19 protein-coding genes, 1 tRNA gene and 1 pseudogene are annotated in these 22,443 nt (G+C 71.8%); 13 read left to right on the top strand and 8 right to left on the bottom strand.

Annotated features, from left to right (window positions below; translation table 11 throughout):
* Window positions 1–18 precede the first annotated feature (18 nt).
* The gene (locus tag EJC51_RS39235) at window positions 19–1,422 is read right to left on the bottom strand and encodes a DUF2201 family putative metallopeptidase (protein ID WP_126275423.1); all 1,404 of its coding nucleotides are present in this window, start codon (window positions 1,420–1,422) and stop codon (window positions 19–21) included.
* An 89-nt stretch (window positions 1,423–1,511) separates the two neighbouring features.
* On the opposite strand from EJC51_RS39235, the gene EJC51_RS39240 reads away from it, so the two are divergent.
* A tRNA-Trp gene (locus EJC51_RS39240) sits at window positions 1,512–1,587 on the top strand.
* Window positions 1,588–1,639: 52 nt separating this feature from the next.
* Here EJC51_RS39240 and EJC51_RS39245 read toward each other — a convergent pair.
* The 4 genes from EJC51_RS39245 to EJC51_RS39260 form a co-directional block, all read right to left on the bottom strand.
* Window positions 1,640–2,479, bottom strand: coding sequence for a hypothetical protein (locus tag EJC51_RS39245; RefSeq protein WP_126275424.1), 840 nt, complete (start codon window positions 2,477–2,479; stop codon window positions 1,640–1,642).
* A gap of 64 nt (window positions 2,480–2,543) precedes the next feature.
* Window positions 2,544–3,518 carry an acyl-ACP desaturase gene (locus tag EJC51_RS39250; RefSeq protein WP_126275425.1) on the bottom strand — a complete coding sequence of 325 codons (975 nt, stop codon included), beginning with the start codon at window positions 3,516–3,518 and terminating at the stop codon, window positions 2,544–2,546.
* 224 nt (window positions 3,519–3,742) lie between these two features.
* Window positions 3,743–4,519 carry a dimethylargininase gene (gene ddaH, locus EJC51_RS39255; RefSeq protein ID WP_126275426.1) on the bottom strand — a complete coding sequence of 259 codons (777 nt, stop codon included), beginning with the start codon at window positions 4,517–4,519 and terminating at the stop codon, window positions 3,743–3,745.
* A gap of 183 nt (window positions 4,520–4,702) precedes the next feature.
* Window positions 4,703–6,325: an ABC-F family ATP-binding cassette domain-containing protein gene (locus EJC51_RS39260; RefSeq protein WP_126275427.1), complete on the bottom strand. Its 1,623-nt coding sequence runs from the start codon at window positions 6,323–6,325 to the stop codon at window positions 4,703–4,705.
* A 296-nt stretch (window positions 6,326–6,621) separates the two neighbouring features.
* Between EJC51_RS39260 and EJC51_RS39265 the strand changes: the two genes are divergently transcribed.
* Complete coding sequence (locus tag EJC51_RS39265) at window positions 6,622–7,281, top strand: GOLPH3/VPS74 family protein (protein WP_126275428.1); 660 nt, start codon at window positions 6,622–6,624, stop codon at window positions 7,279–7,281.
* A gap of 109 nt (window positions 7,282–7,390) precedes the next feature.
* On the top strand, window positions 7,391–8,233 hold the full coding sequence (locus EJC51_RS39270; protein ID WP_126275429.1) for an isocitrate lyase/PEP mutase family protein: 843 nt from the start codon (window positions 7,391–7,393) through the stop codon (window positions 8,231–8,233).
* 1 nt (window position 8,234) lies between these two features.
* Here the strand turns inward: EJC51_RS39270 and ssgD are convergent, their stop codons facing one another.
* On the bottom strand, window positions 8,235–8,651 hold the full coding sequence (gene ssgD / locus EJC51_RS39275; RefSeq protein ID WP_097271035.1) for a spore wall synthesis regulator SsgD: 417 nt from the start codon (window positions 8,649–8,651) through the stop codon (window positions 8,235–8,237).
* Between the two features lie 337 nt (window positions 8,652–8,988).
* On the opposite strand from ssgD, the gene EJC51_RS39280 reads away from it, so the two are divergent.
* The 5 genes and pseudogenes from EJC51_RS39280 (at window position 8,989) to EJC51_RS39300 (ending at window position 12,511) form a co-directional block, all read left to right on the top strand.
* The gene (locus tag EJC51_RS39280) at window positions 8,989–10,044 is read left to right on the top strand and encodes a WD40/YVTN/BNR-like repeat-containing protein (protein WP_126277308.1); all 1,056 of its coding nucleotides are present in this window, start codon (window positions 8,989–8,991) and stop codon (window positions 10,042–10,044) included.
* A 46-nt stretch (window positions 10,045–10,090) separates the two neighbouring features.
* Window positions 10,091–10,420, top strand: coding sequence for a plasmid stabilization protein (locus tag EJC51_RS39285; RefSeq protein WP_126275430.1), 330 nt, complete (start codon window positions 10,091–10,093; stop codon window positions 10,418–10,420).
* 38 nt (window positions 10,421–10,458) lie between these two features.
* Window positions 10,459–11,142, top strand: a pseudogene (locus tag EJC51_RS39290) (endonuclease V); the annotation flags it as partial.
* A 490-nt stretch (window positions 11,143–11,632) separates the two neighbouring features.
* Window positions 11,633–11,794: a morphogenic membrane protein MmpA gene (gene mmpA, locus EJC51_RS39295; RefSeq protein WP_171139720.1), complete on the top strand. Its 162-nt coding sequence runs from the start codon at window positions 11,633–11,635 to the stop codon at window positions 11,792–11,794.
* 60 nt (window positions 11,795–11,854) lie between these two features.
* Window positions 11,855–12,511, top strand: a complete 657-nt coding sequence (locus EJC51_RS39300; protein ID WP_126275432.1) for a maleylpyruvate isomerase N-terminal domain-containing protein — start codon at window positions 11,855–11,857, stop codon at window positions 12,509–12,511.
* A gap of 72 nt (window positions 12,512–12,583) precedes the next feature.
* Here the strand turns inward: EJC51_RS39300 and EJC51_RS39305 are convergent, their stop codons facing one another.
* Window positions 12,584–13,762 (bottom strand): saccharopine dehydrogenase family protein, encoded by a 1,179-nt coding sequence (locus EJC51_RS39305; RefSeq protein ID WP_126275433.1) that lies wholly within the window; start codon window positions 13,760–13,762, stop codon window positions 12,584–12,586.
* Window positions 13,763–13,961: 199 nt separating this feature from the next.
* Here EJC51_RS39305 and EJC51_RS39310 point away from each other — a divergent pair, with 199 nt between their 5' ends.
* The 4 genes from EJC51_RS39310 to EJC51_RS39325 all read left to right on the top strand — a co-directional run bounded on the left by EJC51_RS39310 (window position 13,962) and on the right by EJC51_RS39325 (window position 19,843).
* Window positions 13,962–15,101, top strand: a complete 1,140-nt coding sequence (locus EJC51_RS39310) for a CaiB/BaiF CoA transferase family protein (protein WP_126275434.1) — start codon at window positions 13,962–13,964, stop codon at window positions 15,099–15,101.
* A 124-nt stretch (window positions 15,102–15,225) separates the two neighbouring features.
* Complete coding sequence (locus EJC51_RS39315; RefSeq protein ID WP_126275435.1) at window positions 15,226–16,368, top strand: acyl-CoA dehydrogenase family protein; 1,143 nt, start codon at window positions 15,226–15,228, stop codon at window positions 16,366–16,368.
* A 35-nt stretch (window positions 16,369–16,403) separates the two neighbouring features.
* Window positions 16,404–17,618 (top strand): acetyl-CoA C-acetyltransferase, encoded by a 1,215-nt coding sequence (locus tag EJC51_RS39320; RefSeq protein WP_126275436.1) that lies wholly within the window; start codon window positions 16,404–16,406, stop codon window positions 17,616–17,618.
* Between the two features lie 44 nt (window positions 17,619–17,662).
* Window positions 17,663–19,843, top strand: coding sequence for a 3-hydroxyacyl-CoA dehydrogenase NAD-binding domain-containing protein (locus EJC51_RS39325; RefSeq protein ID WP_126275437.1), 2,181 nt, complete (start codon window positions 17,663–17,665; stop codon window positions 19,841–19,843).
* Between the two features lie 104 nt (window positions 19,844–19,947).
* Here EJC51_RS39325 and EJC51_RS39330 read toward each other — a convergent pair whose 3' ends face one another.
* The gene (locus EJC51_RS39330; RefSeq protein WP_126275438.1) at window positions 19,948–20,664 is read right to left on the bottom strand and encodes a MerR family transcriptional regulator; all 717 of its coding nucleotides are present in this window, start codon (window positions 20,662–20,664) and stop codon (window positions 19,948–19,950) included.
* Window positions 20,665–20,959: 295 nt separating this feature from the next.
* On the opposite strand from EJC51_RS39330, the gene EJC51_RS39335 reads away from it, so the two are divergent.
* A complete protein-coding gene (locus tag EJC51_RS39335) occupies window positions 20,960–22,417 on the top strand; it encodes an amino acid permease (protein ID WP_126275439.1) in 1,458 nt (485 codons plus the stop codon).
* The last annotated feature ends 26 nt before the right edge of the window (window positions 22,418–22,443 follow it).

Consider the following 22,443-nt stretch of genomic DNA (forward strand, 5'->3'; position numbering starts at 1 on the left):
GCCGCGATCCGTCGTGTGCTACCGCGATCCGGTGGTGACGCGATGGCAGTCCATCGCCGGTGTGTGCGTCTCGGGCCACTCGCTGCCGCCCTCGGTGATCAGCCAGATCCATTTCTCCGGCTCGGCGGGCGTGATCGGTGGCGCATACCCGTCGGTCAGCATCACGACAGCGTCCGGACTCACGTCGAAACGGCGTCCGTTCACCTCCGTGCGCCCCTCCACGTAGTCCGCGACCGCCTGGAAGCTGGTACCGCCCCCGCCGTAGACCCGCTCGCCCGGCCTGAAGGGCATCACCAAGGCGTCGAAGGACAGCCAGTGCGCCTCCACGCCGTCGATGCGGCCCACCAGTTCGGTGAGCCAGGTGATCACGTGCTGCGGCATCGAACCCGAGGTGTCGTACGCGATGACCAGCACCTTGTCCCGTACCGGGCCGCGTCGCGCCAGCATCGGGTCCTGGCCGAGGGCGGCGAGCAGCGCACCCCGCTTCTTCGGGTAGACCAGCCGCTCGCCGTCGCGCAGCTTGGAGCCGAGTACGTCCACCAGCCAGCGCTGCCACCAGTCGACCGTGCGCGTGCGCGCGGTCTCGCCGCGCAGCAGGCCCGCGCCCAGGTTTCCCCAGATCCGGGCAGCCCGCGCGTTGCCGTCCTCGGTGCGGCCCATCAGGTCGAGCAGCTCCCGCTCCGCGCCCGCGTGCCCACGCCGGGCCGCCAGCAGCGAGTTGAGCAGCGCGGACGACGTCACCGCGTCGACGGTCTCCTGGTCGGCGGGGACGAGACCGGCCTGGAGCCGCACGCACAGCCGGTGCTCCGGGACCGGCGGGCGGTGCACGCGCTTCAGCTCGCCGTACACCCGCATGTCCGTCTCGGTGAACGTCTCGTACGCGACGGGCTCCAGGCCGTGCGCCGTCAGGTCGGCGCGGTAGTGCTCGTACACCTTGCGCGGGTCGATGCCCGTCGGCCGGCCGTCCAGCAGGGGGAGTTCGGTCCTGCCGAGCCGGACCAGCGCCACATGGTTGATGGACACCTCGGCGGCCAGCTCGAAGACCGGGTCGTCCCGCAGCTCCGGGTCGGCGAACAGATGGCGGTGCACCAGATGGCGTGCCTCGTGGAACAGGACGAACTTGACGCCCTCCAGGCCGAGTCCGGTGAAGAAGCCCGGGTTGTAGAGCAGCAGGCAGCTGCCGTCGCCGGACGCCACCACGGCCGCCGTGTCGATCGCGGTCGTCGGGATCTGGTGATGGCACTTGGCGTACAGCCAGGACGCCACCGCCGACTCCGTCAGCCCGAAGTCCAGCAGCGCGGCCTCCTTGAGCCGCCGCGCCTGAGCCACGACCTCCGGATCGGCCGGGCGGTACGCCTCCAGCGCCCGCCGGTCGGCCAGGTCGACCACCGGGGGACGCCGCCCCCGCTCCCCGTACGCCATGTCCCGCCCCCGAAATGCGTTTCCCCCGTGACTCATTGGTACCAGGGCCCACTGACATCGCGCCAAGGCATTACGATCGGGCGCCAAGGGCGGGGTCGTAGCGCAGAGGCAGGCGCATCGGTCTCCAAAACCGGAGCACGCTGGTTCGAATCCAGCCGCCCCGCCCCCCTGTTTCAGCCGCCCCGCCCCCCGTTCCAGCCGCCCCGCCCCCTGCCCGCTACGCGATGGCGCCCGCCGTGACGACCAGTTCCGGAGCGTTCCCGTGGAACGTCTCCGCCAGCTGCGCCAGCACCGCCCACGCGTCCTCGCGGTCGCCCAAGTGCTCCCGGACGAGGGGCCGCAGGGCGTCCTCGGCCTCCTTCAGCCGTGCCGGGAACAGGAGTCGCCCCAGCGACAGCACTTCGAGGACACGCAGCGCCGGGCCGTCGGAGGCGACGTAGTCGGCGGGGCTGTCGAACACGCCCGCCCGGCGCAGCCGGTGGGTGAACTTCGCGTGCGTGCCGAAACCGGCCCGCACCCAGGGCGGGCAGTCCGGGCGGACGGAGAGCGCCCAGCGGGCGTAACCCGGCAGCGGGCGTTCGCGGTCCGCCGCACCGACCCTCTCCCAGTCGGCGCGGGTCAGCACCATGGACGCGGCGGTGCGCCCGTCGCTCCATGTGCCGACCTCGCGCAACGCACCGACGAGGCCGTGGCGGACGTAGGCCTCGGGAACCTCGGGTTCCTGCCCGGGCAGGGTCGCGTCGACCGGTATCGGACCGATGCGACCGGGTGTGAACGGCACGCCGCGCGCGATGGCGCGGCGCAGGCCCGCGTCGGTCGGGATGTGCCGCCACAGCACGGCGTTGAGCTGCGGGTCGTCGTTCTCCAGGATCCACAGCGCGACAGAGGCCTCGAGGTTCTGGGCCCAGGTCCACGCGCGCGTGACGCGACCCCGGGCCTGCGCGGGGCTCTCGGGCTCCGGCAGGCCGGTCCGGGCCCGGACCCGTACGGCGATCTCCTCGTCGACGAGGCCGAGCAGGAACCCGACCGCCCTCTCCGCCCTGGTGTTCTCTCGCATGGCGGCATGATGCCGCTGGTCGGGGCCGGACCGCACCGGAAAATCGGCAGGACCCCGGCCGCGGTCAGCCCGCCGCGCGTGCCGCCATGCGCGCCTTGCGGGCCGCCAGCTTCTCGTCGAACTTCAGGGCCTCCGCGTCCAGGCCGCCCATGAACATGCCGAGCTCCTCCTGGGCCTGCCGGCCCTCGGGGCCGAGGCCGTCGATCTCCATGACCTTCAGGTGGCGCAGGACCGGCTGGAGGACGTCGTCGTGGTGGATCCGCATGTTGTAGACCTCGCCGATGGCCATCTGTGCGGCGAAGCGCTCGAAACCGGGCATGCCGTGGCCGGGCATCCGGAAGTTCACGACCACGTCCCGGACCGCCTGCATGGTCAGGTCGGGCGCGAGCTCGAACGCCGCCTTCAGGAGGTTGCGGTAGAAGACCATGTGGAGGTTCTCGTCGGTCGCGATACGCGCGAGCATGCGGTCGCAGACCGGGTCGCCGGACTGGTGACCGGTGTTGCGGTGCGAGATACGGGTCGCGAGTTCCTGGAAGGCGACGTAGGCGACCGAGTGCAGCATCGAGTGGCGGTTGTCGGACTCGAAGCCCTCCGACATGTGCTGCATGCGGAACGCTTCCAGCTTGTCCGGGTCCACCGCGCGCGAGGCGAGCAGGTAGTCGCGCATCACGATGCCGTGCCGGCCCTCCTCGGCGGTCCAGCGGTGCACCCAGGTGCCCCAGGCGCCGTCGCGGCCGAACAGGGAGGCGATCTCGTGATGGTAGCTGGGGAGGTTGTCCTCGGTGAGGAGGTTCACCACGAGCGCGATGCGGCCGATCTCGGTGACCTTGGACTGCTCCTTGTCCCAGGCCTCGCCGTCCTCGAAGAGGCCGGGGAAGTTGCGGCCGTCGCTCCACGGCACGTACTCGTGCGGCATCCAGTCCTTGGCGACCTTCAGGTGCCGGTTGAGCTCGGTCTCGACGACTTCCTCCAGGGCGTACAGCAGCTTGGCGTCGGTCCAGACGGCGGGGCTGCCGAGGTGCGGGGAAGTGATCGTCACGGGAACTCCAGGGGGACGCGTAACAAAGCGGGGGAGAGTCGGGTAACCGGCGAGCGGTTGCCGAACCTACGTGAGCGTAGGCTACGAACCCGTAGGTTACGAAGCCGTAGGTTAAGCGTGACGTAAAGATCCCTGATCAGCCAGTGTTCCCACGGTGTTACGGGGCCTGCACAAAAGCCCCAGGACCGCAGGTCCCGGGGCTGAACGGATGATCCGCTCACTCGTCAGGCGTACAGCTCCCGTACGCGGACCGAGAGGCATGTCACACATCCCTCGAGCTTCTCGAACTCGCTGATGTCGACCACCACCGGGTCGTGGCCGAGGTCGGCCAGCAGGTCGATGGTCTTCGGCGCGCTCGCCGAGATCAGCAGCTTGTGACCGCCGAGCAGCACGACGTGACCGCCGGCCTCCTCCGGCACCGACAGGAAGCGCGGGAACAGGGACGGCCGGTCCACCTTCGGGATGTTGCCGATGACCGTCCCGTCGGGCAGCGCCGTCACCGCCGACTTCAGGTGCAGCACCTTGCTCACGGGTACGGCGACGACCCGCGCGCCGAGCGGTTCGAAGGCGGCCCGCAGCTGCTGGATGCCCGCCGCGTTGGTGCGGCCGCCACGGCCTACGTAGATGGTGTCGCCGACCTTGAGGACGTCGCCGCCGTCCAGGGTGCCCGGCTCCCAGATCCAGTTCACCGAGCAGCCCAGCGAGGCCACGGCCTCCTCGACCCCGGCGGTCTCCTGGCGCCGCGACTCGGCGCCGGGCCGGGTGATCAGGGCGACGTTCTTGTACATGACGACCGTGTCCTCGACGAACACCGAGTCCGGGCAGTCGTCGGCCGGGTCCACCTCGATCGTCTCCCAGCCGTGTGCGCGCAGGGCCTCGGCGTACGCCTCCCACTGCTCGACCGCGAGGTCGACGTCGACCTTCTCGCGCTCGATGTGCGTCACCAGGCCTTCGGCGAGGCGCGGGCTGGGGCGGCGGATGAGGGCCTTCTTGCTGGGCACGAGGAACTCCGTAACGGCGGCAGGTGGCGGCGCCCCGAAAAAAGCGGCGCCGGTCCGCCATCATGCAGGGCGGGCCCGCGCCCACAAAACCCCCGTGGCCAGGCTGTGGCCCTCCTGAGATACGCGGCAGTAACCACGGCGCCGGCGACCTCCACCTCTGGGGCCGCCGGCGCCGGGTTCTGCCTAGGCGGGCTCGGCGACGGCCTCCGCCGTCGTCTCCCGGAGTTCGCCGTCCAGCAGCAGCCAGCGCGTGATGCCGATCGACTCCAGGAACGGCAGGTCGTGGCTGGCCACGATCAGCGCTCCCTCGTACGACTCCAGTGCGGACGTCAGCTGTCGCACGCTCGCCATGTCGAGGTTGTTCGTCGGCTCGTCCAGCATCAGCAGCTGCGGGGCCGGCTCGGCCAGCATCAGCGCCGCCAGGGCCGCCCGGAAGCGCTCGCCGCCGGACAGGGTCGCCGCCTTCTGGTCGGCGCGGGCGCCCCGGAACAGGAAGCGGGCCAGCCGCGCCCGGACCCGGTTGTTGGTGGCGGCCGGCGCGAACCGGGCCACGTTCTCGGCGACGGACAGCTCGTCGTCGAGGACGTCGAGCCGCTGGGGCAGGAACCGCAGCGGCACATGCGCGCGCGCCTCGCCCGACACCGGCGCCAGCTCCCCGGCGATCGTCCGCAGCAGCGTCGTCTTGCCCGCGCCGTTGCGGCCGATCAGCGCGACCCGCTCGGGACCGCGCAGGTCGAAGCCGCCCTTCACGCGCGCGCCGTAAGCCAGCTCCAGATCCATGAGGGTCAGCACGTCACGGCCCGGCGGCACGGACGTGTACGGCAGGTCGACGCGGATCACGTCGTCGTCCCGTACGGCCTCCACCGCCTCGTCGAGCCGCTCCTTGGCCTCGGCGAGCTTCCCCTCGTGCATGATGCGGTGCTTGCCCGCGGAGACCTGCGCCGAGCGCCTCTTCAGTTTCATCACCGCCCTGGGCTCGCGCTTGTTGTCGTACATCTTGTTGGCGTACCGCGTGCGCTGCGCCAACTTGGAGTGCGCCTCGACGAGTTCACGCTTCTGCCGTTTCAGGTCGGCCTCCGCGACCCGCACCATCCGCTCCGCCGCGTCCTGTTCGGTGGCGAGGGACTCCTCGTAGGCGGAGAAGTTGCCGCCGTACCAGGTGACCTCGCCGGAGCGCAGATCGGCGATCTGGTCGACGAGTTCGAGCAGTTCACGGTCGTGGCTGACGATGACCATGACCCCGGACCAGGACGCGACGGCCGCGTACAGGCGCCTGCGGGCGTACAGGTCGAGGTTGTTGGTCGGTTCGTCCAGGAGCAGCACGTCGGGGCGGCACAGCAGCAGTGCGGCCAGCCGCAGCAGCACCGACTCGCCGCCGGACACTTCGCCGACCGTGCGGTCCAACCCGATGTGGCCGAGGCCGAGTTCGCCGAGGGTGGCCAGGGCGCGCTCCTCCGCGTCCCAGTCGTCGCCGACGGTCTCGAAGTGCGCCTCGGACACGTCGCCCGCCTCGATGGCGTGCAGCGCGGCCCGCTGGGCGGCGATGCCGAGCACCTCGTCGACCCGCAGGGTGGTGTCGAGCGTGACGTTCTGCGGCAGATGGCCGACCTCGCCGGCGACCCGCACGGTGCCGTCGGCCGGGGTGAGTTCACCGGCGATCAACTTCAACAGGGTGGACTTTCCGGACCCGTTGACGCCGACGAGGCCGGTGCGGCCGGGGCCGAAGGCGATGTCGAGGTCCTCGAAGACGGGGGTGCCGTCGGGCCAGGAGAAGGCAAGGGAGGTACAGGTGAGGGAAGCGGACATACAGGCCTCGCGGTTGCTCGGTGCGGTCAGGGGCAAACGCGTATCGAGAACACCTGCGACCACAGGGAGGCTCCGCGGGCAGAAGAGGGGTACGAGAAGAACCCTGCACCGGAGGACGGCTCGAACGCCGAGGTCGCACGCGGCGCACACACCTCAGGTGTGTGACGCGGTGTCTCATGACCTCAGAGGAGCAACGTCCTTCTCCGATCGACGGCAGCAGAAGCGTTCCCCACGGTAGGCAGCGGCGCCGAGACCGTCAATCGAATTAATGTGAAGCCCGATCTGGAGGAGGCCCCGTGCCCGACGGCTCGCTGTCCCTGCCCGCCCGGCTCTACCTGCTGGCCTGGGACACCACGCGCGACGAACTCACCGACACCGTCCACGTCGACCACCTCGTGCGGGCCGGCGCCCTCACCGAACTGGCCCGGCGCGGACTCCTCCTCGACGACGACGGCATCGCCACCCCGGTCGACCTGGACTCCGACACCGGGGACGCCGTCCTCGACGGGCTCCTGGAACTCGTACGGGAGTCCCGCCCCCACCACTGGCACAGCTGGGTGCCGCTGCACGCGCGCGTGACGCTCGACGCGGTACGGGAGCAGCTGGCCGCCGACGGGTACCTCCGCGCGGAGAAGCGGCGGGCCCTGGGGGTGTTCCCGACCGTCGAGTACGCCCTGGAGCGCGTCGCCGTCGTGGACGCGCTGCGCGCGGAGGCCCGGCGGATCCTCGAAGGCCCGGTGCCGACCGCGGAGGTCTCCGACCGGGACGCGGCCGTCGTCACCCTGGCCGCCGCGGCCGAACTGCGCACCCTGATGAGCCGGGACGAGCGCGGCCGGTACAAGGACCGGCTGGCGGAACTGGCCGAGCGCGGCGGGGCGGCGGGGCCGGGGACGCGGAAGGCGGGGGAGGAGCTGAGGGCCGCGCTGACGCGCGCGGCCGCGCCGGCGGGAGCCTGAGAGGTGAGGCGGGCCTCTGCCACGTTCGGGCCGGGCCGGGGCCGGCATCCGTCACGTCGATGTCGATTTCCTGCCAGCGCCTGCCCGCCCCCGCTGCTTGGGTGAACGCATGACCAAGCAGACCTCGCTCCGCGACCGCGCCCTCGCCTTCCACGCCCTGCACGTCCCCGGGCGCCCGCTGATCCTGCCGAACGCCTGGGACACCGCGAGCGCCCGGATCGTCGCGCACGCCGGAGCCGCGGCCGTCGCCACCACCAGCGCCGGGCTCGCCTGGGGCCTCGGCGCGGCGGACGGCGACCGGGTGGACCGGGACCGGGCCCTCGGGGTCGTCGCGGACATCGCCGCCGCCGTGGACGTCCCCGTCAGCGCGGATGTCGAGAGCGGCTACGCCGAGGACCCGGAAGGCGTCGCCGACACGATCCGCGCGGTCCTCGCGGCGGGCGCGGTCGGCGTGAACATCGAAGACGCGTTGTACGGGGAGGGCGCGGGACCGCTGCGGGACGTCGCCGAGCAGGCCGAGCGGATCGCCGCCGCCCGCGCCGCCGCCGACGCGGCGGACGTGCCGCTGTTCGTCAACGCCCGGATCGACACGTTTCTGCGCGGCGCCGGGGGAGTGGACCTCACCTTGGAGCGGGCCGCCGCCTTCCGGGCCGCGGGCGCCGACGGGATCTTCGTCCCCGGGGCCGTCGACCCGGGGATCGTGAAGGAGCTCGTCGACGGCGTCGACGGCCCTGTGAACATCATGGTGGGCCCTGGCGCCCCACCGGTCGCGGACCTGGCGGCGCTCGGCGTCGCGCGGGTGAGCGCGGGCGCGGGCATCCCCATGGCCGTGCACGCCCTGGTGCACCGCGCCGCGCGGGAGCTGCTGGACGCGGGCACGTACGACTCGCTGGCCGGCGGATTCGACTACGGCGAGCTCAACGCGCTCCTGGGCGGGGGCCGTCAGCGGTAGGTCAGCAGGCGTCCCGCATCAGCTCGGCCAGCTGCTGGTCCAGGTCGAGCTGGAGATGCTCCAGGCCGACGGGCACCAGCTCGGCCGTCGCCTCCAGGAAGCGCCGCACCTCGCCCGAGCGGACGTGCACCACGGCGGTGCCCTCGGGGGCGTGGAACTCCAGCACGGTGCGGTCGTACCCGTACGGCCGCACGCGGACGTCGCCATGGCCCTCGGGGGCCGTCATGCCCGCGGCGAGGAGTTCGCGGGAGAACGTCCAGCAGACGTCCACGCCCTCCAGGGTGGCCGGGGCCGGGAAGGTCATCCGCACGGCGAACGGGTCGCGCCGGTCGTAGTGCAGTGTGGCGGGAATGCTCGGCATCCGCGGCGCGGCGGCGACGAGGCGGGCCTCTACGGGCTGCTCGATGACGGTGGACAACGCCTTGCTCCCTTGTGACGACTGAACGGACGGCTGGACGGACGGCCGAGACGGACGGCTGGACGGCCGGACCGACCTCCGGGCGGTCGGGGCCGGACACTGGAAGAGACGTCGGAACGGGCCCATCCGTGCACACCGGAATCGAGTGACCTCGGTCACCGCGTTTCATGCACGGGAGTGACGCAGCCGACCTGCCGTGCCGCGAAGGGCACTTGTGACGCCCAGGACCCCATCTGGACGCCCACGCGCGCGTGGGCTAGCTTCGCCCGCCATGAGGCGCTTGGGGAACACGCGACGGACGAGACGTACGAGCCGCAGGATGCGAGCCGGTACCCGGATGGCCGCGGGGGTGGCCTGCGCGGCGGCGCTGGCCGCCCTGACGGCCGTACCGGCGCAGGCGCACGGAGCGGAGCACCGGGCGCCGCACTGGGAGCTGAAGGACAGCGGCACTCCCGACGTACGGTTCCGGGGCCTGTCCGCGGTCAGCCGGACGACCGCGTGGGTGTCCGGCACCCAGGGGACCGTGCTGCGCACCACGGACGGCGGCGCGACCTGGCGGAACGTGTCGCCACCCGGCGCGGAGGAGCTTCAGTTCCGGGACATCGAGGCCTTCGACGCACGGCGGGCCGTCGTCCTGGCGATCGGCGAGGGCGAGGCGTCCAGGGTGTACCGCACCGAGGACGGCGGGGCCACCTGGACCGAGTCCTTCCGCAACACCGACGCGCGGGCCTTCTACGACTGCCTCACCTTCCTCGACCGCCGGCACGGCCTGGCGATGAGCGACCCCGTGGACGGGAAGTTCCGCATCCTGTCGACGAACGACGGCGGCCGCTCCTGGAAGGTGCTCCCGAACGACGGCATGCCGGCCGCGCTGGAGGGCGAGGCCGGGTTCGCCGCGAGCGGCCAGTGCCTGGTCTCCTCCGGCCCCAAGGACGTCTGGCTCGCCACCGGAGGCGCGGCACACGCGCGCGTGCTCCACTCCGCCGACCGCGGCCTGACCTGGACGGCCACCGACACCCCGATCCCGGCCGGAGACCCCGCCAAGGGCGTCTTCGCCCTCGCCTTCCGCGACCGCACGCACGGTCTCGCGGTCGGCGGCGACTACCGCGCGGACCAGGCCTCCCCGCAGGCGGCCGCGGTGACCGGGGACGGCGGCCGCACCTGGCAGCCCGCCGCCACCCCGCCGCCCGGCTACCGCTCCGGTGTCGCCTGGTTCCCGCACAGCCGCACCGCGGCCCTCGCCGTGGGCCCCACCGGCACCGACCTCACGACCGACGGCGGCCGCACCTGGCGCACGGTCGACACGGGCTCGTACGACACCGTGGACTGCACCCCCGACCTGGGCTGCTGGGCGGCCGGCGAGAAGGGGCGGGTGGCCCGGCTGGAGAGCTGAGCGCGGATGTGGGTACCCGGTCGCCGAGCGCGAAAGGAGTGAGCCCATGCCACGCGGTTCGAGCCCGAAGAGGGAACGCCAGTACGAGCACATCAAGAAGAGCGCCCAGGACCGGGGCGAGAGCACGAAGCGCGCGGAGGAGATCGCCGCGCGCACGGTCAACAAGGAACGCGCCCGCTCCGGTGAGTCCAAGTCCGCGAGCCGCACCTCCACGCAGGACATGTCGTCCGGCAAGCGGGGCGGCCAGCGGTCCGGCAAGGGTGCGCAGGGCCCGACCTACGACCAGCTCTACGAGGAGGCCAAGCGGCGCAACATCAGCGGCCGTTCGGACATGAACAAGAGCCAGCTGAAGCAGGCGCTGGGCGGAAAGGGCTGACCGGAGCCCGTAGGGGAATGCGTACGCTCGTCGACATCATGACGACCGTACGCATTCCCGCGGGCTCGCCCGCGACCGAGGACGAAGCCCGCGCCGTGCAGGACGAGTTGCGGACGAAGGTGGTGCTGGACGAACCGGGGCCACCGCCCGGAACCGGCCGGGTGACCGGCGTCGACGTGGCCTACGACGACGAGCGGGACGTCGTCGCGGCCGCGGCGGTCGTCCTGGACGCGGCGACCCTGGAGGTCGTCGCGGAGGCCACGGCGGTCGGGCGCGTCTCCTTCCCGTACGTCCCCGGCCTGCTCGCCTTCCGCGAGATCCCCACGGTCCTGGCGGCCTTGCAGGCCCTGCCCTGCCCGCCGGGCCTGATCGTCTGCGACGGCTACGGCCTCGCCCACCCACGCCGCTTCGGCCTCGCCAGCCACCTGGGCGTCCTCACGGACCTCCCCACGATCGGCGTCGCGAAGAACCCCTTCACCTTCACGTACGACGACCCGGCCACCCCGCGCGGCAGCACCAGCCCGCTCCTGGCGGACACCGAGGAGGTCGGCCGCGCCGTCCGCACCCGAGACTCCGTCAAGCCGGTCTTCGTCTCCGTGGGCCACCGCGTCACCCTCGACAACGCCTGCGCCCACACCCTGGCCCTGACCCCCGAGTACCGCCTCCCGGAAACCACCCGCCGCGCGGACGCACTGTGCCGGAGCGCACTGAAGGAGGCGACGCGGGTCAGGAACCCGCAGGCCGATCGGGCGGCGGCCGATCCGGAGCGAAGCTGGGGCCGTGCTGTGTACGAGCGCCAGGCCGACCCGGTGAGCTGGGCGGGCCGCGTGCTGGAAGCCGTGGCGCGCGGGTCGGCCCGAACGCCGGAGATCGACGCGGCGGTGGCGCTGGCGGGCGACCGCGAGCAGTGGCACCGCGGTCGCGAGGTGTTCGAACTGATCCGCTCCGGCACTCCGCTCGACGGGCTCACGACGGAGCAGCGGTCACTGTTCCGTCTCGCCGAACTCGTCGCCAAGGTCGCCCACAACGCGGCCGGGCCGCCCCCGTACTTCGACCATCACGCGGGCTGGCAGATCGGCCCCCTCGCCCGTCTGATCGCCGCCGACGATCCCGAGACGCACGCGCGCGTGGCGGCCGTACTCGGCTTCTGAGTACGCGAACTGAGTATCTGTACGGATGTGGCGTGTCGTCATGATCGGCAGGCTGTGCCGCATGACGACGCACCGTATGCCCCGCCACCGCTCCCCGAAGCCCCTCGCCGACCCCAACCGGCCCGTCGAGCGGGCGGTGATGGCCGCGCTCGTCCTGGCCGTGCTCGCGGGGCTCGCCTGGATCTGCGGGATGATCTACACGGTCGCCACCTGGCCGCTGTAGGGCGTGCGGGACCGGCCATGCGCTTGTGGGGCGCTTGGGCGGCGCACTAGCTTGCCGAGGGTGGATCTCTTCTCGTGGACGTGGGCGGCGCTGCGCAAGGCCGTCGCGGAACTGCCGGACCAGGACTTCGAGAAGCCGTCCGGCTGTGCCGGGTGGCTGGTGCGGGACCTCGTGTGCCATCTGGTCATCGACGCGCAGGACGTCCTGATCACCCTCGTCACCCCCGCCGACACGCAGCCCACCGCCGACGCCGTCACCTACTGGCACGTCGCCGACCAGGCGCCCACCGGGGACGACCCGCTGGACGCGCTGATCGTCCGGCTCGCCGCCGCCTACGAGGAGCCGCACCTGCTCAGGTTCCACCTGGACGACGTCGGTTCCGCCGCCGGGCGCGCGGCTGAACTCGCCGACCCCGCCGCCCTGGTGAGCACCCAGGACATGGTCCTCACCGTCGGCGACTACCTCGGCGCCTACGTCCTGGAATGGACGCTGCACCACCTCGACCTGATCGCCCACCTCCCCGACGCGGCGGCACCGCCGAGCGCGGGACTGGCCAGGTCCCGCGCGCTGCTGGAGCAGATCGCCGGCGTCGCGTTCCCCGCCTCCTTCACCGACACGGACGCCCTGCTCGTCGGCACCGGACGCCGGGCGCCGACGGACGCGGAACTGGCCGAGTTGGGCGAGCTGGACAAGAGGCTGCCGCTGATCCTCGGCTGAGTCGCCGCTACCCGCTCCTCGCCACCCGGAAGCCGGTTCCGGGCCGGGCCACGGCCACCCGCTCTTCGCGTGCTACCTGCTCTTCGCCACCCGGAACACGATCCCCGCCGCCCGCAGCCGCTCGATCAGCGCGTCCCCCATCGCGACAGCCGTCGTGACCTGGCCGGCCGTCGCCGGAAGCTCGTCGAAGGCGAGGCACAGCGCCGCCTCGGCGAACATCTTCGCCGTCTCGTCGTACCCCGGATCGCCACCCGAGACCTCCGTGAACACCTGACGGCCGCCGCCCTCGCCCACGAAACGCACCGAGAACCAGCTCTTCGCCCGCTTCTCCGCGCTCGGCCCGTCCCCGGGCCTGACCCGGCCCGACAACCAGCGCCGCGCGGGCGGCACCTGGGCCGCCGCGAACAGCGCGCCGACCGCGGCGACCCCGCCCACCGCCACCGGCAGCCGGCGCACGGCCGCGTAGTGGCGGTAGCGGAAGTCGGGACCGTAACGCTCCAGCGCCCTGGCCGACCGGCCCACGATCTGCGCGTCGATCGTCGGCAACGGCAGCGCCCAGGCGCCGACCTCCCCGGCGAACCGCGGAGCGCCGTTCGGCGTCGTGGCCCGGCGCCCCACCAGGCGCGGCTCGTGGCGTCCCCGGTCCCGCGCGGCGGCCAGCATCTGCCGGCCGCGCGCGAACTGGTTCAGCGCCGAGGCGAACGTACCGCCCGAGAACATCGCGTCCGCCTGCACGAACCCGTCCACCCGCAGCGGCACCCCCTCCGGCAGCTGCCGCACCGTGAAGTACGCGCCGAGGTCGTGCGGCACCGAGTCGAAACCGCACGCGTGCACCAGCCGCGCCCCGGTCTCCCGCGCGCGTGCGTCATGGCGGACGTACATCAGGTCCACGAACTCCGGCTCACCGGTGAGGTCGAGATAGTCCGCCCCCGCCTCCGCGCAGGCGGCGACCAGCTCCTCGCCGTACGTCACGTAGGGGCCCACCGTCGTGGCCACCACGCGCGCGTGCTCGGCGAGCGCCCGCAGCGAGGCCGGATCGGCCACGTCGGCCCGCAGCACCCCGATCTCCGAGCCGCCCGGCAGCCGCTCCCGCAGCGCCCGGAGCTTCTCCTCGCTGCGCCCGGCGACGGCCCAGCGCAGCCCTTCGGGTGCGTGCGCGGCGAGGTACTCCGCGGTGAGCGTCCCCACGAAACCGGTCGCTCCGAAGAGCACGATGTCGTACGGACGGTCCGTTCTGTTCAGCCTGCTCATGACACCTCTCGTCCGCCGGCACGCCGTTGTCGGTGGCCGAGGCTAGCGTGACAGCAGGAAGGCGCGGACGGTGACCCATCGGTAAATTGGCTAAGCGCTTGCTCGTTCGGGTCTTGTGTCCCGTGGAGCGGCTTCTTAGCATCAATGGTGTTACATCAGTTGTGTCACGCCCGGCAGGGCTGGACCGCATGGGGGCTGGATGACCACGGCAACGACGCCAGGGCAGGGCCCGCTGACCGGCGTGCGCGTACTCGAACTCGCCGGCATCGGGCCCGGCCCGTTCGCCGCCATGCTCCTCGCCGACCTCGGCGCCGACGTGGTGCGCGTCGACCGGCCCGGCGGACCCGGCCTCGCCATCGACCCGGCGTACGACGTCACCAACCGCAACAAGCGCTCGGTGATCGTCGACCTCAAGGCCCCGGACGGCGCCGCCCGCGTCCTCGACCTCGCCGCGCACGCCGACATCCTCGTCGAGGGCTACCGCCCCGGCGTCGCCGAACGCCTCGGTGTCGGTCCGGAGGCCTGCCACGCCCGCAACCCCAAGCTCGTCTACGGCCGGATGACCGGCTGGGGCCAGGACGGACCCCTCGCCCAGCGCGCCGGGCACGACATCGCCTACATCGCCCTCACCGGCACCCTCGGCATGATCGGCGACCCCGACGCACCCCCGGCCGTCCCCGCCAACCTCCTCGGCGACTACGCGGGCGGCTCCCTGTACCTCGTCGTCGGCGTCCTCGCCGCCCTCCACCACGCGCGCGTGACCGGCGCCGGCCAGGTCGTCGACGCCGCCATCGTGGACGGCACCTCCCACCTCGCCGCGATGATCCACGGCATGGTCGCGGCCGGCGGCTGGCAGGACCGGCGCGGCGCCAACCTCCTCGACGGCGGCTGCCCGTACTACGGCACCTACGAGACCGCCGACGGCCGGTACATGGCCGTCGGCGCCCTGGAGCCGCAGTTCTACGACGAGTTCGTCCGCGTCCTCGGCATCCCCGAGCACGCCGACGCCCGCAAGGACTGGACCCGCTGGGGCGAGCTGCGCGCGGCCGTCGCCGCCCGCTTCAAGTCCCGCACCCGGGACGAGTGGACGGCCGCCTTCGACGGCACCGACGCCTGCGTGGCGCCCGTCCTGTCGCTGGCCGAGGCCCCGCACCACCCGCACCTCGCCGCCCGCGGCACCTTCACCGACCACGGCGGCATCACCCAGCCCGCCCCCGCACCCCGCTTCTCCGCGACCCCGACGGCGGTACGGACCGGCCCGGCGAGGCCCGGCGCCGACACCGCGGACGTGGCCCGCGACTGGGACGTACCGGACCTGATCAAGGACCAGAGCCGGTGAAGGGCCGCGAACCGATCGGGTCCCGGCAGCCGGTGAAGGGCCGCGAACCGCTCGGGCCCCGGCATCCGATGAAGGTGCAGAAGCCCATGAACGGCCAGGAACCCATGAAAGGCCCCGACGCGGAATGAAACGGCAGATCTTCGCCCCCGAGCACGACGCGTTCCGCGACACCGTGCGCGCCTTCCTCGACCGCGAGGTGCTGCCGCACTACGCGCAGTGGGAGAAGGACGGCATCGTCTCCCGCGAGGCCTGGCGCGCGGCAGGCAAGCAGGGCCTGCTCGGACTCGCCGTGCCCGAGGAGTACGGCGGTGGCGGCACCCCCGACTTCCGGTACGCCGCCGTGCTCGCCGAGGAGTTCACGCGCGCGGGCGCCCCCGGACTCGCCCTGGGCCTGCACAACGACATCATCGGCCCGTACCTGACCGGGCTGGCCACCGAGGAGCAGCGCCGCCGCTGGCTGCCCGGCTTCTGCGACGGCTCGCTGATCACCGCCATCGCCATGACCGAACCCGGCGCGGGCTCCGACCTCCAGGGCATCCGCACGCACGCGGAGGACCGCGGCGACCACTGGGTGCTCAACGGCTCCAAGACCTTCATCTCCAACGGCATCCTCGCCGACCTGGTGATCGTCGTCGCGAGGACCACCCCGGAGGGCGGCGCCCACGGCCTGTCGCTGCTGGTCGTCGAGCGCGGTATGCACGGCTTCGAGCGCGGCCGCAACCTCGACAAGATCGGCCAGAAGGCACAGGACACGGCCGAGCTGTTCTTCCACGACGTGCGCGTGCCCAAGGAGAACCTCCTCGGCGAGCTCAACGGCGCGTTCCTCCACCTGATGACCAACCTCGCCCAGGAGCGCCTGAGCATCGCCGTCTCCGCGATCGCCGCCGCCGAGCACCTCCTGGAGATCACCACGGAGTACGTGAAGGAACGCGAGGCATTCGGCCGGCCGCTCGCCACCAAACAGCACATCCGGTTCGAAGTGGCCGAGATGGCCACCGAGTGCGCCGTCACCCGCACGTTCCTCGACCGCTGCATCGAGGATCACTCGAACGGCGAGCTCGACGCGGTCCACGCCTCCATGGCCAAGTGGTGGGCGACCGAACTCCAGAAGCGGGTCGCCGACCGCTGCCTGCAACTGCACGGCGGCTACGGCTACATGAGCGAATATCCGGTCGCCCGGGCCTTCACCGACGGCCGCATCCAGACCATCTACGGCGGCACGACCGAGATCATGAAGGAGATCATCGGACGTTCCCTGCTGGGCTGACCCTCACCCTCGACCCACCCTCGAAAGGCCTCCCTGTGAGCACCGAAGCGTACGTGTACGACGCGATCCGCACCCCGCGCGGACGCGGCAAGGCGAACGGCGCCCTGCACGGCACCAAGCCCATCGACCTGGTCGTCGGACTCATCCACGAGATCCGCGCCCGCTTCCCGGGCCTCGACCCGGCCGCGATCGACGACATCGTCCTCGGCGTGGTCGGCCCGGTCGGCGACCAGGGCTCCGACATCGCCCGCATCGCCGCGATCGCGGCCGGACTGCCGGACACGGTCGCGGGCGTCCAGGAGAACCGCTTCTGTGCCTCGGGCCTGGAGGCCGTCAACCTGGCCGCCGCCAAGGTCCGCTCCGGCTGGGAGGACCTGGTCCTCGCGGGCGGCGTCGAGTCCATGTCCCGGGTGCCGATGGCCTCCGACGGCGGCGCGTGGTTCAACGACCCGATGACCAACCTCGCCGTGAACTTCGTGCCGCAGGGCATCGGCGCCGACCTCATCGCCACCATCGAGGGCTTCTCCCGCCGGGACGTCGACGAGTACGCGGCGCTGTCCCAGGAGCGCGCGGCGACGGCCTGGAAGGAGGGCCGCTTCGAGCGGTCCGTCGTCCCGGTCAAGGACCGCGCAGGCCTGACCGTCCTCGACCACGACGAGCACCCGCGCCCCGGCACCACCGCCGACTCCCTCGCGAAGCTCAAGCCGTCCTTCGCGGACATCGGCGAACTCGGCGGCTTCGACGCGGTGGCCCTCCAGAAGTACCACTGGGTCGAGAAGATCGACCACGTCCACCACGCGGGCAACTCCTCCGGCATCGTCGACGGCGCCTCCCTGGTCGCCATCGGCTCCAAGGAGGTCGGCGAGCGCTACGGCCTCACCCCGCGCGCGCGGATCATCTCCGCGGCCGTCTCCGGCTCCGAACCGACCATCATGCTCACCGGCCCCGCCCCGGCGACCCGCAAGGCCCTCGCCAAGGCCGGGCTGACCATCGACGACATCGACCTCGTCGAGATCAACGAGGCCTTCGCGGCCGTCGTCCTGCGCTTCGTCAAGGACATGGGCCTGTCCCTGGACAAGGTCAACGTCAACGGCGGCGCCATCGCCCTCGGCCACCCGCTCGGCGCGACCGGTGCCATGATCCTCGGCTCGCTCATCGACGAACTCGAGCGCCAGGACAAGCGGTACGGCCTCGCCACCCTCTGCGTGGGCGGCGGCATGGGCATCGCCACCATCGTCGAGCGCATCTGACCCCCCTCCCGACGGACACGACGGATCACACGGAGCACCTCCACATGAGCACTCAGTCCACGACCATCCGCTGGGAGCAGGACCGCGACGGCGTCGTCACGCTCGTCCTCGACGACCCCGACCAGTCCGCGAACACCATGAACCAGGCGTTCCGCGACTCCCTCGCGCACGTCACCGACCGCCTGGAGGCCGAGAAGGACTCCATCCGCGGCATCATCATCACCTCCGCCAAGAAGACCTTCTTCGCGGGCGGCGACCTGCGCGACCTCATCCGGGTCACCCCGGAGACCGCACAGGAGCTGTTCGACGGCGGCCTCGCCATCAAGCGGAACCTGCGCCGCATCGAGACCCTCGGCAAGCCGGTCGTCGCGGCGATGAACGGCGCGGCCCTCGGCGGCGGCTTCGAGATCGCCCTCGCCTGCCACCACCGCGTCGCCCTGGACGCGCCCGGCTCCAAGATCGGCTGCCCCGAGGTCACCCTGGGCCTCCTGCCCGGCGGCGGCGGTGTGGCTCGCACGGTCCGCCTCCTCGGCATCACCGACGCCCTGCTGAAGGTGCTGCTCCAGGGCACCCAATACAGCCCGCGGCGCGCCCTGGACAACGGCCTGGTCCACGAAGTGGCCGCCACCCAGGAGGAGATGCTCGCCAAGGCGCGCGCCTTCATCGAGGCCAACCCCGCCTCGCAGCAGCCCTGGGACAAGCCCGGCTACCGCATCCCCGGCGGCACTCCGGCCAACCCCAAGTTCGCGGCCAACCTGCCCGCCTTCCCGGCCAGCCTGCGCAAGCAGACAGGCGGCGCCCCCTACCCGGCCCCGCGCAACATCCTCGCCGCGGCGGTGGAAGGAGCCCAGGTCGACTTCGAGACCGCGCAGGTCATCGAGGCCCGCTACTTCGTCGAACTGGCCGCCGGCCAGACCTCGAAGAACATGATCCAGGCGTTCTTCTTCGACCTCCAGGCCGTCAACTCCGGCGCCAACCGCCCCAAGGGCATCGAGCCGCGCCAGGTGACCAAGGTCGCCGTCCTCGGCGCCGGGATGATGGGCGCGGGCATCGCGTACTCGTGCGCCCGCGCGGGCATCGACGTCGTCCTGAAGGACGTGTCGGCGGAGGCGGCCGCCAAGGGCAAGGCCTACTCCGAGAAGCTCTGCGCGAAGGCGGTCGGCAGGGGCCGTACGACCCAGGAGCAGGCGGATGCCCTGCTGGCCCGCATCACGCCCACGGCCGACCCGCAGGACGTCGCCGGCTGCGACGCGGTGATCGAGGCCGTCTTCGAGAACCCCGAGCTCAAGCACAAGGTCTTCCAGGAGATCCAGCAGATCGTCGCCCCGGACGCCCTGCTGTGCTCCAACACCTCCACCCTCCCGATCACCGCCCTGGCCGAGGGCGTGGAGCGCCAGGCCGACTTCATCGGGCTGCACTTCTTCTCGCCGGTCGACAAGATGCCGCTCGTCGAGATCATCAAGGGTGAGCGGACGGGGGAGGAGGCGCTGGCCCGCGCCTTCGACCTGGTCCGGCAGATCAAGAAGACGCCGATCGTCGTCAACGACTCACGCGGCTTCTTCACCTCGCGCGTGATCGGCCACTTCATCAACGAGGGCGTCGCGATGGTCGGCGAGGGCATCGAGCCCGCCTCGGTCGAACAGGCGGCGGCCCAGGCGGGCTACCCCGCCAAGGTCCTCTCCCTGATGGACGAACTGACGCTGACGCTGCCGCGCAAGATCCGCAACGAGTCCAAGCGGGCCGTCGAGGAGGCGGGCGGCACCTGGCCGACCCACCCCGCGGAGGCCGTCATCGACCGCATGGTCGACGAGTTCGGGCGTACGGGGCGCAGCGGCGGCGCGGGCTTCTACGACTACGACGACAGCGGCAAGCGCGTTGGCCTGTGGCCGGGCCTGCGCGAGCACTTCACCAAGGCCGGCCACGAGATCCCCTTCGCGGACATGCAGGAACGCATGCTCTTCTCCGAGGCCCTCGACACCGTGAAGCTCCTGGAGGAGGGCGTCCTGACCTCGGTCGCCGACGCCAACATCGGCTCGATCTTCGGCATCGGCTTCCCGGGCTGGACCGGCGGCGTGCTCCAGTACATCAACGGCTACGAGGGCGGTCTCCCCGGCTTCGTGGCCCGGGCGCGCGAGCTGGCCGAGCGCTACGGGGACCGGTTCACGCCGCCGGCGCTGCTGGTGGAGAAGGCGGAGAAGGGGGAGACGTTCACGGACGCGCGGTGACGTACCGCTGAGTGACACGACCCGCTCGCCCCTCGGGGGGACGGTGCCCGACGCAGACCTGCGACCCGGTGCCCGTCCCCACCGAGCCCAGCGGCCTCAACGTGTCAGGAGGAGGACCCGCCCGCCTGCGACGGGGCACCCCACCCGCTCAGCTCCTCCTTGAGCGACCGCTGGAACGTCGTCAGCAGCGCCTGCACCACGATCGGGTGCATATGGGCCGACAGCGACCGCACGTCCTCGGTGTCCCGCTCCGACACCTCCCCGCGGAACAGCTCCGCCAGTTCGTGCGCCGCCACGCGCGCGTGCTCCACGAGCACGTTCCGCGCGGCGAGGATCGACTCCTGGGACAGCGGCACGTCGAGCAGCCGCACGCCGAGCCGCAGCAGCCCGGCGTCGAAGCGGTAGCCGTCGCCGTCCGGCTGTACGACGCCCATCGCCGCGAGCCGCTCGACGTCCTCCTCGGTGAGCGGCCGGCCGGTGCGCTCCTCCAGCTCCCGCCGGTCGGCCGTCTCCACGGTGTCGGGAGCCCAGGAGGCGACGACCGCACGGTGGATCGCGAGGTCGTGCGGGCTCAGATCGGGCGGCAGCTGCCGCAGATACCGCTCGATCGCGGCCAGCGTCATCCCCTGGTGCTGGAGTTCCTCGATGAGCTCCAGGCGGGCCAGGTGCTCCCTGCCGTAGTGGCCCACGCGGCGCGGGCCGATCACCGGCGGCGGCAGCAGCCCCCTGGTGCTGTAGAAGCGCACGGTGCGGACCGTGACGCCCGCACGCGCCGCCAGCTCATCGACGGTGAGGGTCGGCTTCCCGGTGTCGGTCGTCATGTGCAGCAGTATCGCTGTCTCACCAGTGCTGTGAAACCTCGCGAGCCCCCTTCTCGATCACTCGCGAGCACCCTTCCCGATCACTCGCGAGCACCGTTCTCGATCACTCCCACACACCCTCCCCGATCATGTGACATGTCCCGCTGTGTGAGGTCCGCCACCGCGTGACCCGCGTGGTTCAGGGGAAGGTGGCCCCTTGGTCTGTGCCTCCACCCGAGCGCACAGGCCATACGTACGTCAGGACACCGAGCGCGACCCGCTCGGGCGCCCCCAGCACCAGAGAGTGGTACCACCTGTGAGCAAGGACGCCGTGGACACGGCAACAGCCACCGAGGCGGCCCGGACGCCCGCGGACGCGGGTGACGCCGGCTACAGCAAGGACCTCAAGGCGCGCCACGTCAACATGATCGCCATCGGCGGCGCGATCGGCACCGGCCTCTTCCTCGGCGCCGGAGGACGCCTCCACAACGCCGGCCCGGCGCTCGCGATCGCCTACCTGGTCTGCGGGATCTTCGCCTTCTTCGTCGTCCGGGCCCTCGGCGAACTCGTCCTCTACCGCCCCTCCTCCGGTTCCTTCGTGTCGTACGCGCGCGAGTTCCTCGGCGAGAAGGGCGCGTACGTCGCCGGCTGGATGTACTTCCTGAACTGGTCGACGACCGGCATCGCCGACATCACCGCGATCGCGCTCTACACGCACTACTGGAGCCTGTTCACCGACATCCCGCAGTGGACGCTGGCCCTGATCGCCCTCGCGGTCGTCCTCGCCGTGAACCTGATCTCGGTGAAGATCTTCGGCGAGATGGAGTTCTGGTTCGCGATCATCAAGGTCGCCACCCTGGTCGGCTTCATGCTCGTCGGCATCTTCCTGCTGGCCACCCAGCACGAGGTGGGCGGTACGACCCCCGGCGTGCACGTGATCACCGACAACGGCGGCGTCTTCCCGCACGGCCTCATGCCGGTCGTCCTCGTCATGCAGGGCGTGATCTTCGCGTACGCCGCCCTGGAACTGGTCGGCGTCGCCGCGGGCGAGACCGCCGAGCCGGAGAAGGTCGTCCCGCGCGCGGTGAACTCGATCATGTGGCGGGTGGGCCTGTTCTACGTCGGCTCGGTCGTCCTGCTCGCCCTCCTGCTCCCCGGCTCGGTCTACTCGGCCGACGAGAGCCCCTTCGTCACGGTGCTGTCGAAGATCGGCGTCGGAGGCGCGGGAGACGTGATGAACCTGGTCGTCCTGACGGCCGCGATGTCGTCGTTGAACTCGGGCCTCTACTCCACCGGCCGCATCCTGCGCTCCATGGCGGTGGCGGGCTCGGCCCCGAAGTTCACCGCCCGCATGAACCGCAGCCAGGTCCCCTACGGCGGCATCCTGCTCACCTGCGCGGTGTGCGTGCTCGGCGTCGGCCTCAACTACCTCATGCCGAGCCAGGCCTTCGAGATCGTGCTGAACGTCGCCTCCCTCGGCATCATCAGCACCTGGGTGATCATCATGGTCTGCCATCTGGTCTTCGTCCGCCGCGCGCGGGCCGGCCTGGTCACCCGCCCCTCCTTCCGGCTCCCGTTCAGCCCGGTCACGGAGATCGCCACGATCGCCTTCCTGCTGGCCTGCCTCGGCATGATGGCGAACGACCCCGAGGTCGGCCGCAAGACCCTGCTGCTGATCCCGGTGATCGCGGCGATGCTGGTCGCCGGCTGGTACGCGGTCCGGCGCCGGGTGGAGCGGTCGACGGACCGGGAGCTGACCGAGTTCACGAAGTAGATCCAGGGGCCGTTGTCAGTGGCGGC

The sequence above is a fragment of the Streptomyces aquilus genome, assembly GCF_003955715.1.
GTDB lineage: Bacteria > Actinomycetota > Actinomycetes > Streptomycetales > Streptomycetaceae > Streptomyces > Streptomyces aquilus.

Excerpts from the sequence above, each read along its gene's own strand:
- EJC51_RS39245 (WP_126275424.1), bottom strand. The coding sequence starts at position 2,479 with ATGCGAGAGAACACCAGGGCGGAGAGGGCGGTCGGGTTCCTGCTCGGC.
- EJC51_RS39270 (WP_126275429.1), top strand. The coding sequence starts at position 7,391 with ATGACCAAGCAGACCTCGCTCCGCGACCGCGCCCTCGCCTTCCACGCC.
- EJC51_RS39310 (WP_126275434.1), top strand. The coding sequence starts at position 13,962 with ATGACCACGGCAACGACGCCAGGGCAGGGCCCGCTGACCGGCGTGCGC.
- mmpA (WP_171139720.1), top strand. The coding sequence starts at position 11,633 with ATGACGACGCACCGTATGCCCCGCCACCGCTCCCCGAAGCCCCTCGCC.
- EJC51_RS39325 (WP_126275437.1), top strand. The coding sequence starts at position 17,663 with ATGAGCACTCAGTCCACGACCATCCGCTGGGAGCAGGACCGCGACGGC.
- EJC51_RS39315 (WP_126275435.1), top strand. The coding sequence starts at position 15,226 with ATGAAACGGCAGATCTTCGCCCCCGAGCACGACGCGTTCCGCGACACC.
- EJC51_RS39235 (WP_126275423.1), bottom strand. The coding sequence starts at position 1,422 with ATGGCGTACGGGGAGCGGGGGCGGCGTCCCCCGGTGGTCGACCTGGCC.
- EJC51_RS39305 (WP_126275433.1), bottom strand. The coding sequence starts at position 13,762 with ATGAGCAGGCTGAACAGAACGGACCGTCCGTACGACATCGTGCTCTTC.
- EJC51_RS39285 (WP_126275430.1), top strand. The coding sequence starts at position 10,091 with ATGCCACGCGGTTCGAGCCCGAAGAGGGAACGCCAGTACGAGCACATC.
- EJC51_RS39260 (WP_126275427.1), bottom strand. The coding sequence starts at position 6,325 with ATGTCCGCTTCCCTCACCTGTACCTCCCTTGCCTTCTCCTGGCCCGAC.
- EJC51_RS39330 (WP_126275438.1), bottom strand. The coding sequence starts at position 20,664 with ATGACGACCGACACCGGGAAGCCGACCCTCACCGTCGATGAGCTGGCG.
- EJC51_RS39280 (WP_126277308.1), top strand. The coding sequence starts at position 8,989 with ATGGCCGCGGGGGTGGCCTGCGCGGCGGCGCTGGCCGCCCTGACGGCC.